Origin of the sequence: Sulfurimonas sp. NW15 (genome assembly GCF_051132285.1) — a bacterium.
In the GTDB taxonomy this organism is placed as follows: domain Bacteria; phylum Campylobacterota; class Campylobacteria; order Campylobacterales; family Sulfurimonadaceae; genus Sulfurimonas; species Sulfurimonas hydrogeniphila.
In genome coordinates this window covers 552,394-564,972 of sequence record NZ_CP093237.1, presented here as the reverse complement: position 1 = coordinate 564,972, position 12,579 = coordinate 552,394, and the positions used below count along the sequence as shown (strand labels likewise).

At 38.7% G+C, this 12,579-nt stretch carries 13 protein-coding genes; 12 read left to right on the top strand and 1 reads right to left on the bottom strand.

The features are described 5' to 3' along the window. Positions 1-14: 14 nt before the first annotated feature. Entirely contained in the window at positions 15-1,496 is a 1,482-nt protein-coding gene (gpmI, locus tag MLC52_RS02845; protein ID WP_418641079.1) for a 2,3-bisphosphoglycerate-independent phosphoglycerate mutase, read from the bottom strand. 86 nt (positions 1,497-1,582) lie between these two features. On the opposite strand from gpmI, the gene mraY reads away from it, so the two are divergent. From mraY to MLC52_RS02785, 12 genes are all read left to right on the top strand, one after another. After that, the gene (gene mraY, locus MLC52_RS02840; protein ID WP_151901544.1) at positions 1,583-2,644 is read left to right on the top strand and encodes a phospho-N-acetylmuramoyl-pentapeptide-transferase; all 1,062 of its coding nucleotides are present in this window, start codon (positions 1,583-1,585) and stop codon (positions 2,642-2,644) included. A 5-nt stretch (positions 2,645-2,649) separates the two neighbouring features. Further along, positions 2,650-3,213: a phosphoribosylglycinamide formyltransferase gene (locus MLC52_RS02835; protein ID WP_434581217.1), complete on the top strand. Its 564-nt coding sequence runs from the start codon at positions 2,650-2,652 to the stop codon at positions 3,211-3,213. Continuing rightward, entirely contained in the window at positions 3,201-3,800 is a 600-nt protein-coding gene (locus MLC52_RS02830) for a trimeric intracellular cation channel family protein (protein WP_346389405.1), read from the top strand. Before MLC52_RS02835 ends, MLC52_RS02830 begins: the two co-directional genes overlap by 13 nt. Before the next feature lie 64 nt (positions 3,801-3,864). Further along, positions 3,865-6,564, top strand: coding sequence for a cation-transporting P-type ATPase (locus MLC52_RS02825; protein WP_434581215.1), 2,700 nt, complete (start codon positions 3,865-3,867; stop codon positions 6,562-6,564). A gap of 45 nt (positions 6,565-6,609) precedes the next feature. Continuing rightward, positions 6,610-7,572, top strand: coding sequence for an ABC transporter ATP-binding protein (locus tag MLC52_RS02820; protein WP_151900927.1), 963 nt, complete (start codon positions 6,610-6,612; stop codon positions 7,570-7,572). Continuing rightward, positions 7,569-8,849, top strand: coding sequence for an HlyD family secretion protein (locus MLC52_RS02815; RefSeq protein WP_434581213.1), 1,281 nt, complete (start codon positions 7,569-7,571; stop codon positions 8,847-8,849). Before MLC52_RS02820 ends, MLC52_RS02815 begins: the two co-directional genes overlap by 4 nt. Then, complete coding sequence (locus MLC52_RS02810; RefSeq protein ID WP_434581211.1) at positions 8,850-10,193, top strand: TolC family protein; 1,344 nt, start codon at positions 8,850-8,852, stop codon at positions 10,191-10,193. It begins immediately after the preceding gene. Between the two features lie 58 nt (positions 10,194-10,251). Further along, on the top strand, positions 10,252-10,773 hold the full coding sequence (locus MLC52_RS02805; RefSeq protein ID WP_434581209.1) for a Na+/H+ antiporter subunit E: 522 nt from the start codon (positions 10,252-10,254) through the stop codon (positions 10,771-10,773). Further along, on the top strand, positions 10,760-11,734 hold the full coding sequence (locus MLC52_RS02800; RefSeq protein WP_434581207.1) for a universal stress protein: 975 nt from the start codon (positions 10,760-10,762) through the stop codon (positions 11,732-11,734). Before MLC52_RS02805 ends, MLC52_RS02800 begins: the two co-directional genes overlap by 14 nt. Positions 11,735-11,742: 8 nt before the next feature. Further along, positions 11,743-12,024, top strand: coding sequence for a monovalent cation/H+ antiporter complex subunit F (locus MLC52_RS02795; protein ID WP_434581205.1), 282 nt, complete (start codon positions 11,743-11,745; stop codon positions 12,022-12,024). Then, entirely contained in the window at positions 12,011-12,310 is a 300-nt protein-coding gene (mnhG, locus tag MLC52_RS02790; protein WP_418641070.1) for a monovalent cation/H(+) antiporter subunit G, read from the top strand. Before MLC52_RS02795 ends, mnhG begins: the two co-directional genes overlap by 14 nt. Next, positions 12,298-12,561, top strand: coding sequence for a Na(+)/H(+) antiporter subunit B (locus MLC52_RS02785; RefSeq protein ID WP_151900934.1), 264 nt, complete (start codon positions 12,298-12,300; stop codon positions 12,559-12,561). The genes mnhG and MLC52_RS02785 overlap by 13 nt, the downstream gene beginning before the upstream one ends. Positions 12,562-12,579 lie beyond the last annotated feature (18 nt).

The following is a 12,579-nucleotide window of genomic DNA, read 5'->3' as shown; positions in this document are numbered from 1 at the left end:
TTCTGTAGTGTCAACTATACTTCTACCAAAGCTCCATCCATCTCTTTTGGAATCGGAAGTTCCATCAGCTTTAAAACCGTCGGGGCTATGTTGTTGAGCCCGCCCGGTTTTACTTTTTCAACACCCTGTGCATCCACAAAGCACCATACTTTTCCGACCGTATGGTTTGTCAGCACATTGCCGTTTTCGTCCCGCATCTCTTCACAGTTTCCATGATCGCTTGTCAACACAAATGCATACTCTTTTTCTTTTGCTTTGGCATATATTTTTCCCAACTCTTCGTCAACAGCCTCAACAGCTTTCTTTGCCGCTTCAAAATCACCGGTATGTCCGACCATATCTCCGTTGGCAAAATTTACCACTATGAAGTCATACTCCCCGTCCATTGCCTTACGAACAGCCTCACCAACCTCTTTTGCACTCATTTCCGGTTTCATATCATATGTTTTCACATTTGGCGAGGGAATCAAAACCCGTGTTTCATTTTCATACGGTTCATCAATTCCGCCGTTAAAGAAAAAGGTCACATGTGCGTATTTTTCCGTCTCTGCGGTATGTAACTGACGAAGCCCTGCGCTGGCAATCACTTCAGCCAAAGTATTTTTTGGCACATCTTTTCTAAACATCACAGGATAGGGAAAATTTTTGTCATATTCGGTGATTGTTGCAAGGTTTACATGCTGTACTTTTCTTTCAAATTTTGTAAAATTTTCATCAGCCAGTGCCGTTACCATTTCTCGCATTCTGTCACTTCTGAAATTTACAGTAAGGACACTGTCTCCCTCTTTCATCCCCTCATATCCTGCAAATGCAGTCGGCTCGACAAACTCATCGGTTTCTCCAAGTGAATAAGAGTGCCCGATATAGGCTTCAGGTGTCATGTCTGTTTGCGGTTGGGCAGATACAATAGCATCATAGGCACGCTTGATCCGTTCCCAGCGGTTATCTCTGTCCATTGCATAAAAACGCCCGGATATGGAAGCAATTGTTACATTTTCATTCAAATGCTTTTTTACTTCTTCTAAATATTTTTGTGCCGATGTTGGAGAGACATCTCTTCCGTCTGTAATAAGATGCAAAAAGACTTTTTTACCGTTTTTTGCCGCAATATCAGCTATACCCATAAAATGATCTATATGCGAGTGCACTCCGCCGTCACTCATCAATCCAATTAAATGCAGCCTGTCCGATTTTTGAAAAAGCTCTTGCAAAACTTCATTTTGCTCCAAAGAACCGTCTTTAAGCGCCAATGATATTTTGACCAGATCCTGATACAGAACACGTCCGCTGCCTATACTCATATGCCCAACTTCAGAGTTGCCCATCTGACCCTCGGGAAGTCCGACACTCAAACCAAAGGTTTCTATAAGAGCGTGCGGCACTTCATTAAAAAATTTGTCATACGCAGGTTTATTTGCATTATAAAATGCATTATGCTCTGTTTTTTCACAGTAGCCAATACCGTCTGTTATGACTAAAATTGCTTTTTTACTCAATTTTATTCCTATTAATAATTTTCTTGCGTGATTATACTATAATGTCACTTTCAAATAACAAACAAGACTCTAATCAGGACAAATATTTGCTATATTTTATACATCAGTTTCTCGACATAAATATTTTAGGCTATATTACTATTCGTGCCGGAATCGCTTTTTTTATTGCCCTCACTCTTACATTGTACTTAATGCCAAAATTTATACGCTGGGCCCAAAAAACATCCAGTGTGCAGCCTATTAACGAATGGGCACCGCAAAGACATCAGGAAAAAGTCTCGACGCCTACAATGGGAGGCATCGTCTTTATAGGTGCTACCATTATTGCCACACTTCTGACAGTCCGTCTTGACAATGCGTATGCTTTGGCCGGACTGCTTACCCTTGTGCTTTTTTCACTCATAGGCTTTTGGGATGATTTTGCAAAAATCAAAAAAAATGAAAATCTTGCAGGCTTTAAAGCAAGAACAAAACTGCTGCTTCAAATCATTTCAGCCCTTGCTGTTTCGTGTTTTTTATGTTACTTTGCTGATTTTAACACCGATTTGTATGTGCCTTTTTTAAAAACACCTCTTCTTGACATGGGTGCATTTGCCGTTCTTTTATGGGTTTTGGTCATTATTTCCACTTCCAATGCAGTCAACCTGACAGACGGACTCGACGGTCTTGCAACAGTGCCTTCCATCGTTGCCCTTGCCACTTTCAGTATTATCATCTATATTATAGGCAATGTCAAAATCAGTGCTTACCTGCTCATGCCTCATTTTGAGGTCAGTGAAGTAGCCATTATTGCCAGTGCCCTCATAGGTGCGCTTACAGGATTTTTGTGGTACAACTGCCATCCTGCAGAAGTATTTATGGGAGACAGCGGTTCTTTGACCATAGGCGCATTTTTGGGATATCTGGCAATTATCAGTAAAAGCGAAATACTTCTGCTCCTGATTGGTTCCATCTTCGTTATAGAGACGCTTTCTGTTATTCTTCAGGTAGGCAGCTTCAAGCTCCGTAAAAAACGGGTCTTTTTAATGGCGCCGATTCACCATCATTTTGAAATGAAAAAATGGGCGGAAAACAAAATTATCGTCCGTTTTTGGATTATTGCTATTCTTTCGAATATTTTGGCACTCATCACACTCAAAATCAGGTAGAAAACATGAAGAACATAGCTATACTTTCATCGCATAACGGAAGCGGTCTCGATGCCATCTTTGAAGCTGTCAATGCAGGAATTTTATCGCTCAACATTGCCTTGGTTATTTCAAACAACACAGATGCCAAGGTTTTGCAAAAAGCAAAAAAATATGGGCTTACATGTAAACTTGTCAATGCAAAGACAGATACGGATCCGGATAAAACTATTTACCGGCTGTTGAAAGAGTATCAATGCGAATGTGTTTTTTTATCAGGTTACATGAAAAAGCTCTCTCCTTTGCTTACATCCAGTTTTACAATAATCAATTCGCATCCCTCTCTACTGCCAAAATATGGCGGTGCCGGCATGTATGGACGCTTTGTACATGAAGCTGTCATAAAAAACAGAGAAAAAACAAGCGGTGTCACTATTCATGAAGTCAATGAAAATTATGATGAGGGAAAAATCATCTTGCAAAAATCATTACAAATACTCCCTGAAGAGACGGTTGATTCACTTGAGAAAAAAATCAAAACCCTGGAAAAAAAAGCAATAGTTGAAGGGCTTGCTCTGTGTTTGAAATAGCAGAGTACATAGGCATTATCGCTTTTTCAATGAGTGGCTTTTTTGTAGCAACCAGAAACAGGCTTGATCTGCTCGGTGTATTAGTGGCTACATTTTTAACGGCTCTTGGCGGCGGGATCATGAGAGATGTTACCGTAGCAAAAATTCCTTTTACTTTTTCGCATAACTATCCGGCACTGATTGTCATCTCTGTTTTGCTGCTTCTTATCATTTTTAAATTTCATCACCGCAACTCTATCGAGAACAAAGCTCTTTTTATTTTAAGTGACTCTATCGGTCTGGTCTCATTCAGTATCTCGGGGGCACTGATCGCCATAGAGAGCAGTTTCAATCTCACAGGCATTATTGCCATGTCCTTTCTGACCGCAGTAGGGGGAGGAATTGCACGTGATGTCATCATCAACGAAGTACCTTTTGTTTTAAAAACAGGTTTTTACGGAACAGTTTCTATTCTTATTGCCGTTATTTTATATGCACTGCATACTTTACATGTAACCACGTATACAAATATCTCTATCCTCTTTTTTGCTGCACTGACCCTCAGGCTTATTGCCTACTATGCCAAATGGTCTATCCCTTTACGATAACATTTATCATTAAGCTAAAAAAGAGTACCATTTACCTGATTTTAAAATAAAAACAGGGTTAGATATGAAAAACAGCTGGCATGCTCTTCATGAAAAAAAGATATTGGAAACCTTAAGCTCGGATTTGAATAAAGGACTTCAAGAAGATGAGGCAATAAAAAGGTACAAACAATATGGTCCGAATCTTTTAAGTGTCAAAAAAACAAAATCTGCACTCCTTCGTTTTTTAAGTCAATTCAATCAGGCACTGGTCTATATTTTGCTGGCGGCTATTGTCATAAAAATATATCTGGGTGCCTACGTTGATGCCAGTGTGATCTTTGGTGTTGTTTTACTCAATGCCATCATAGGATTCATCCAGGAGAACAAAGCACTCAATGCACTGGCCGCTTTGTCAGAGTCTTTAGTTACAGTAAGCACTGTGTTGCGTGGCGGAAAAAAACAGCAGATTGATGCAAAAAAACTTGTGGTTGGAGATATTGTGTTGCTGCAGTCAGGAGACAAAGTCCCTGCTGATATGCGGCTTCTCTCATCCCGTGAACTGCAGATAGACGAATCCGCCCTTACAGGAGAATCAACCCCTGTTTCAAAAACAGATACAATACTTCCCGAAGATGTTTCTCTTGCGGATCGCACCAATATGCTCTATTCGTCAACTTTTGTCACATACGGTACAGGCACAGGTGTTGTTGTTGCAACAGGCGATGAGACAGAAATAGGTCATATTTCAAAGCTGCTTAATGATGCAACCGTATTAGATACTCCTTTGACACGTAAAATATCCAAATTCAGTCATCTCTTATTGTTGGTAATTCTCTTTTTGGCAACAGTCACATTTGCTGTAGGGCTATGGCACGGTAAATCCTGGGAAGAGTTGTTTATGGCATCCATTGCACTGAGTGTTGCCATGATACCCGAAGGTCTGCCTGCTGTTATGACAATTATCTTGGCTATCGGTGTCGCACGCATGGCAAAACGAAATACAATCATTCGCCATCTTCCGGCTGTAGAAACCCTGGGAAGCACCACAATAATCTGTTCAGACAAAACAGGGACATTGACACGCAATGAAATGACCGTCCAGGAACTCTACTGCGCAAATGAGAAATTTGAGATAAGCGGAGTCGGGTATTCGCCAGATGGAGAGATCCTCCAAGAAAACAAAAATTATGACAGCGGCAAGAACCGGACTCTTTTGGAACTCTTCAAAGCAGGAGTTTTATGCAATGATTCCACACTCAAAAAGAGTGAAAAGGCATGGAGCATAGAAGGAGATCCTACGGAGGGAGCATTGCTGGTCTGTGCAAAAAAAGCGGCAATAGACACTGACGCATTAAGAGCTGACATGCCAAGGATAGATGCGATCCCCTTTGAATCGCAATACCAGTATATGGCAACTCTGCATTTTGACAAAGAAACAAACAAATATATCATTTATGTAAAAGGCTCTGTAGAGAGTATTACCCAGCGATGCAGTACTGTTTTGGATATAAACGGCGAGCCTGTCCCTCTCGATGAGAATGATATTTTTATGGAGGTGGAGTCTATGGCAAAAAAAGGCTTAAGGGTCTTGGCCTTTGCCAGACTTGTCATAGAGCACAAAATAACCCTCGAACATGAACATATCTCTCACAATTTGGAGTTTATCGGTCTTCAGGGTATGATAGATCCGCCAAGAGAAGAGGCAATAATTTCGATTGAAGCATGCAAAACGGCAGGCATAGATGTAAAAATGATTACAGGGGACCATGCCATAACAGCCACAGCAATTGCCAGGAAGATGGGATTAATCCATTCTGCGCAAAAAGATGAAAACAGTGTCGTCATTACAGGAAATGCACTGAATAATTTACAAGAAAAAGAAATGCTCGAAGCTTCAAAAAATGCTTCGGTATTTGCCAGAGTAACACCGGAACAAAAACTGCGTATCGTCGAAGCCCTCCAAAAGAACAATGAAATTATTGCAATGACAGGAGACGGTGTCAATGATGCCCCTGCGCTTCGCAGAGCCGATATCGGAATTGCTATGGGGATCACAGGGACAGAAGTTGCCAAGGAAGCGGCAGATATGGTACTGACTGATGATAATTTTGCTTCTATAGAGGCAGCTGTCGAAGAGGGACGGGCTGTACTGGAAAATATTATCAAATTTATCGGTTTCATATTGGCAACAAATCTTGGAGAGGGGCTTGTCATCATGGTTGCTATTTTAGCAAATGTCACACTCCCGATTCTTCCTGTTCAGGCTTTGTGGATCAACATGACAGCTGCAGTTTTTCTCGGACTGGCCCTGGCATTTGAACCGCAGGAACCAGGTTTGATGCAAAAACCGCCGCATCCGCCATCTGCTCCGATACTAAGAAAAGAGATGCTGATTCGTATCTTTTTAGTGGGTACAATGCTCCTAGGCGGCTCTTTTGGCTTATTTGAACTGGCACTCATGCACGGAAACAGTTTGGAAGAGGCCCGCACAATAGCAGTCAATGTTTTTGCCGTTGGAGAATCTTTTTATTTGCTCAATTCCCGTTCACTGCGTTTTTCCATATTTAAGCTGGGATTCTTCAGCAATCTCTGGATATGGATCGGTATTTTTTGTATGATAGGCGCTTCTGTTGCCCTGACATATCTGCCAATTATGAATAAAATGTTTCATACTGCACCGATCAGTTTGCATGACTGGCTCAATATATTTGCCGTGGGAGTGCTGATTTATGTTACAGTTGCCATTGAAAAAATAGTTCGGCAGCGGTATTCAAGCATATAAAGCAGTTTTGTATGGCATAATTTAGATTTAGGGGCAAAAAACAACATGACAAATGAAGAAATTTTTAGTAATGTTTTCAAGCAGCTCAAAAGTATTGCATCAAAAGATAAAAAAAATATTTTTTATCTTCTGTACTATTCTGTTATTGAAGCAATTTTACTGCTTGTGAGTCCGTTGACCTCAGCATTTATTATTAACAGCGTACTGGCGCATGCTTCTATCTCCATTACTGTCTTAAGCATTGTCGTAATTGTCATTTTTTCACTTATTGCAATTTTGCAAGTCATAAAAGAGTACATCATAGAAAAATTTGAACAAAAAATATTTGTAAAAAATGCCATTAAAGTCTCTGAACTTGCGATCAACAATAAAAACAACCTTCAAAACAAAGATAAAATCGACAAATATATGAACTACTTTTTTGATGTTGTACACATACAGAAACTTTTTCCGATTTTGCTCCTAAACGGTTCCAGCCTTATTATCAAGGTTGTCATAAGTCTGTTGCTTCTTCTTCTGTTTGATGTTTCCTTCTTCGTACTGGGCGTGGTATTTATAATTATATTTGCGATTATGATTTTATTTTTAGGAAGAAAAAGCCCAAAAAATGCAGTCGCACGGTCTGATGCAAAACACAATGCCATATACTTTTTGCAAAGTATTCCCTTCTTAAACGATACAAGCCAAAGCATATCATCCAGACTGGATGGATATCTGACAAAATACATTTCAAAAAGACAGCAAATGTTTGCAATAATCATCAAACAGGTTGCGCTTACTTTTGTTACAGAAGGATTTATTTTGGCATCCTTCTTCATTTTGGGCGGTTATCTTGTTTTTGAAGGCATTGTCCCTATTGGAGAGTTCGTTGCAGCTGAGATCCTCATTATCTCTGTTGTCGGTGCCTTAAAAGAGTTTATTGAAAAAATAGATTATATTTATGACATGATTGAGGGTTTTTACAAAATCGACAAACTCTCCAAAGTCTTTGAAAGTGAAGAAACGTGAAAAAATACAAATCATTGGAACTCGTTGAACCGCATAAGTTTATAAAACACTGGATGCTTATTACCTTCTCTATTATATCAATTTTCATAGTTTTGCTTTTTTTGCCATGGCAACAAACTGTTTTCGGTATAGGAAAAGTAATCGCATTAAACCCTACTGAACGGGAGTACAACATAGTTGCAACCGTTGATGGCGTAATAGAGAAGTTTTATGTGCAAGAAAATCAGGAAGTCAAAAAAGGGGAACTTCTTTTTTCAATGAGAGATTTGGACAAAGATTATCTGCAAAGGCTCCAGGATATCCAACAGCAGACACAAAACCAGATAAGCAATCTTGCAATTAAACTTGAAAATCTAAAAAACAACCTCACCAATCAAAAAGAAAACCTTGAAAACAAAATGAAAGCTTTTACTACAAAAATATCACAGCAAAGAAACAATATCCTTGCTCTGCAGGAGAAAAAAACCGCACTGACCAACCAGGAAAAAATTGCCTATATCAACTTTAAAAGAACGCAAAAACTTTTTCAAGACGGTATAGAATCAAAAAGAGCACTGGAGGTACAAAACAATGCGTACATATCAACCAAAGCAGAACTTTCAATAATAAACACAAAAATAGAAAATGCCTACAAAGAGATATCAGTACTCCAAAATGAAAAAGATGCGATTTTCAATACACTGACACAAAAGATAAACACCATAAAAAACAGATTGCTGGAAACAAAGAACAGTATTAATACACTTAAAAAGAATCTGCAAAACGAAAGTGTAAAACTTCTGCGCTATGAGAATAAAGACATTAAAGCCAAATCGGATGGTTATGTGGTCAGAATCTATCAAAATGACACAAACAAACTTCTCAAAAAAGGGGAGAAGATTCTCTTTTTTGTTCCAAAAGTAACAACAAGGGCCATCCGCCTTGAAGTCTCCAACTTCAATATGCCACTCATCAAAAAAGGCCTTGAAGCCCGTATAATATTTTACGGATGGCCCGCTCTGCAGATTTCCGGATGGCCAAAAATCTCTCACGGAACATACGGCGGAAAAATTGCCACAACAGAACAAACGGCATATGATCAGAATAACTACTATGCACTTGTTGTAGAAAATGAAAAAGACAGCAAATGGCCTCCGTCACATCTTTTAAGAAACGGAACACAGGCAAAGATATGGGTACGGCTCTCAACAGTTCCTATCTGGTATGAAATATGGAGACTCATATCGGCACAACCGCCAAAAATGGTCCATGTAAAAATAGATGAATCGAGTTTTTAAATGCAGATAAAAAGCTTGCTTATCGTTCTTTTATGCAGTTACGGTTTTGCCCAGGAAATATTTGTCCAAAAAGACATCATAAACTATTTTAATGAAAAAAACCCTTTTTACTACGAAAAAGTGGGTGATATTTACATTAAAGAATATAATGAAATTTTCTACAAGGGTGCTTTTGATATAAAACTTGATGCAAACTATGAAAAAAAAGAGTACCCGCTCTCTACAGCAGAGTTTACAAAAGCAGGACTCAAGCAGTCTCTTGGAAACGGAGTGGAATTTTCAGCCGCATATAGAAAAGCAACAGGAACACAGGAGTACAACAACATAAAAACATCCAAAGAAGGAGAAGCCATTGTCAACCTGCATCTTCCAGTTTTCAATATCATTAACAGCATCAGCAAAAACCAAAAGAATCTCTCTCTTGCCCAACAAAAGACAAAAATAGCAAAACTGCAATCACAGGACAAAATCATCAAATTTTATCTTGATGTATCAAAGCTCTATTATAAACTTTTGCTTCACAAAGAGCTGCTCCAAGCCAACAGAGAACTTCTCAACAAAGCATATATTAATTTTGCATTCATTGACAAAAGTATTCAAACCGGAAAATTGCCGCAAATAGCATTAACAGAGATAGAAAGTGAAATTATCAACAGGAAACAGAGAGTTGTACTGACAAATATGCAGTTTCAAAAAGTTTTTTACTCTTTTTTGCAATATCTCAATATTAGCAAAAAAGATTTTGATGCCAAGTATACACTTCCGGAATTGCCAAAGCAAAGTTCTTTGGAGCTGCTGCAGGATCAAGCAGTTCAAACAGCTTTTAAAAACAGTTTGCTTCTCAAAGCGTTACATGTAAAGGAAAAAGAAATAACAATTAAACAAAAGTACAATGAAGTCAAAAAGTATCCAAAACTGGATGTCAATTTTTATGGTGTCTATGATTTGCAATACAAAGAAGGGTACAAAGCTACTTTTGATTTCAATCTTCCTTTACAGCGAAGTTCCTACAAAGGGCAAAAAGGTGCCTATACAAAAGAAACGCTTTTGCTGCAAAACAGGATAGCACTCCAAAAGAGCAAACTAAGAACGGCCATCATTACAGTACTGCAGGAGATAAAAACAAAAAAAGAGATTATAAATCTTGCAAAAAAAGAGGTGACACTTAAACAGAAAGTTGAAGATGCGCAAAGAAGACGCTACAAGCTTGGCATAGGAAACCTGCTTACGCTCAACCAAAGAGAGATCATAACACTTCAGGCAAAACAAAAACTCCTCAGTGAATACTATAAACTTATAGAAAAAGAGCTGGAATTAAAATACATTCTAAGGGAGCCGCTGTGAATCTTTTTAAAATATTGAGAAAAAAGTGTACAATGTTATTATACAAGGTGGTCATACTATGAAAAATATTCAGATTGGAACCCGTTTTCTCTTTGTTCTTTCCAAAAGAATGTTTTTATTTTTTATTATTTGGATAATACTGACAGACGGCGACATCTCTTCTCTTTGGATTGGCGTTCCTTCTGTATTGCTCTCATCCATAATCAGTCTTATCCTTGTTCCTCCTGTCTTTTGGAACTTTACTGCATTCCTGAAATTTATTCCGTTTTATCTTATACGCTCTCTTTTGGGAGGATTTGATGTCATGTTGCGTGTTTTTCATCCGGCTCTTCCGATAAACCCTGGTTTGCTAAAGTATCAGCTGCATCTTCCAAAAGGAGTACAGCAGGATATGATTGTCAATGTATTAAACCTGCTTCCGGGTACACTTTCAGTAGAAATTGAAAATAATTTGTTGTTGATTCATGTTTTGGATATTGGCAAAAATATCAAACAAGAGGTCCTGCTCATTGAAGATTATATCAATGAGATATTTTCCAAAAAGACCAACACTCAAGGTAGTTCAAATGAAAAGATTTAAAAACATACTCTGCATTATTGAAGATACACAAGCGAGCCAAAGCATTTTGCAACGCGCTGTCAAGTTGGCAACAGACAATCAGGCAAAACTGACAGTTGCGAGTGTTATTAACAACTCAAAAGCCAGTTTTGGTATTTTGAAAAACTTTTTGGATATGGATGTAAAAACTCTTTTAAAAAAAGAAAAAACAAAAGAGCTTGAAGATTTGACACAGACTGTTTCAAACCAGTCAGATATTGAAATTAAAGTATTTTTCGGAACACCTTTTTATGAGATAATCTATCATGTTTTGCTAAACAATTATGATCTGGTCATCAAAATTCCGGAAAATGCAAGTTGGATGCATCGATTGTTCGGGAGCAATGATATGCATCTTTTACGAAAATGTCCATGTCCGGTTTGGTTTATCAAAAAAAACAGCCCTGAATCTTTCAATCATATCATGGCTGCTGTCGATGTAAATATTGACACTGAAACGGAAGAAGAACCAGATACACAGGAAAAGCTAAACCATCAAATTCTTCAAATAGCAAGCTCTCTTGCTGTCAGCGAGTTAGCCCAATTACATGTACTGCATGTATGGGATGCTCCAGAAACAGCACTCATGCAGGGTGCATTTATAAAGATGCCGGATTCAGAAGTTATTAAATATGCACAGGAGATGCAGCATCTGCATGATTCAAAGCTGCAAGCACTCTTACGTGATGCAGCACATACGCAAATCGGTGATATGTTAAAATTTCTAAAACCGAATATTCATCTGCTGCGAGGTTTGCCAAATAAAATCATTCCCCAGTTTGCCCAAAAACTGCAAATTGATTTGATTGTTATGGGCACTGTCGCGCGAACAGGTTTGGCCGGAGTCATTATGGGAAATACAGCAGAAGACATACTCAACCAGATAGACTGTTCGGTTCTTGCCATCAAGCCTCCGGGATTTAAAACTCCTATATCCCTGTAGGTATGCAAATGATGAATATTATCTATACAGGTCTTGTAGTATTTTTGTTTCTAAACCTTATTGCAGGCATATGGCGTCTTGCCTATGGTCCGACAAATGAGGACAGAATCTTGGCATCACAGTTATTTGGTACGATTGCCATCATTATTTTGCTTTTGCTTTCGCAAATAAACGGACATGCCGCTTTGCGCAACATAGCACTGCTTTTTGCTTCACTCGCTGCTGTCACTGCAATAGCCTTTGTCCAAAGCAGTAGCAAAAAAAAACACAAAAGGCATGAAAATGATTGACATTCTCTCTATCATATTTCTCTTGTTCGGAGCAGTTTTCTTTTTAGCCGGCACAGTCGGGCTTTTACGGCTGCCGGATGTTTATACCCGATTGCATGCTTTGACAAAAGCTGACAATATCGGTGTCGGTTTCATTGTACTTGCACTCTGTTTGCAGGCAGATTCGTTCTTTGAGATAGGAAAACTGCTGCTTATCTGGTTTTTGGTTTTTTTGGCAGGAGCAGGTGTCTCACATTTAATCGCAAAAAACGCATTTCGCAACGGAATAAAAATATGGAAACGTTAGCAATCGTAGAATTTGTTTTTGACATGTTACTCTCAAGTTCATTGTTGTTTGTTGCCTATAAAACACTTACATGTAAAGACTTGTTTCAGGCTATTGTCTTTTTTATCGTCTTTGGTTTGTTAATATCTGTTGCATGGGGACGGTTGGGTGCTTACGATGTTGCTATGGCCGAAGTGGTTATTGGTGCCGGACTTACAGGGGCACTGCTGTTAAGTGCTTTGGTCAAACTCAAGAAAATGAATATAGATTAAAACAAGAGAGGGTATAAA

Coding starts and splice junctions, on each gene's coding strand:
- MLC52_RS02835 (WP_434581217.1), top strand. CDS start 2,650: ATGAAGAACATAGCTATACTTTCATCGCATAACGGAAGCGGTCTCGAT.
- MLC52_RS02825 (WP_434581215.1), top strand. CDS start 3,865: ATGAAAAACAGCTGGCATGCTCTTCATGAAAAAAAGATATTGGAAACC.
- MLC52_RS02820 (WP_151900927.1), top strand. CDS start 6,610: ATGACAAATGAAGAAATTTTTAGTAATGTTTTCAAGCAGCTCAAAAGT.
- MLC52_RS02810 (WP_434581211.1), top strand. CDS start 8,850: ATGCAGATAAAAAGCTTGCTTATCGTTCTTTTATGCAGTTACGGTTTT.
- MLC52_RS02805 (WP_434581209.1), top strand. CDS start 10,252: ATGAAAAATATTCAGATTGGAACCCGTTTTCTCTTTGTTCTTTCCAAA.
- MLC52_RS02800 (WP_434581207.1), top strand. CDS start 10,760: ATGAAAAGATTTAAAAACATACTCTGCATTATTGAAGATACACAAGCG.
- MLC52_RS02795 (WP_434581205.1), top strand. CDS start 11,743: ATGATGAATATTATCTATACAGGTCTTGTAGTATTTTTGTTTCTAAAC.
- mnhG (WP_418641070.1), top strand. CDS start 12,011: ATGAAAATGATTGACATTCTCTCTATCATATTTCTCTTGTTCGGAGCA.
- MLC52_RS02785 (WP_151900934.1), top strand. CDS start 12,298: ATGGAAACGTTAGCAATCGTAGAATTTGTTTTTGACATGTTACTCTCA.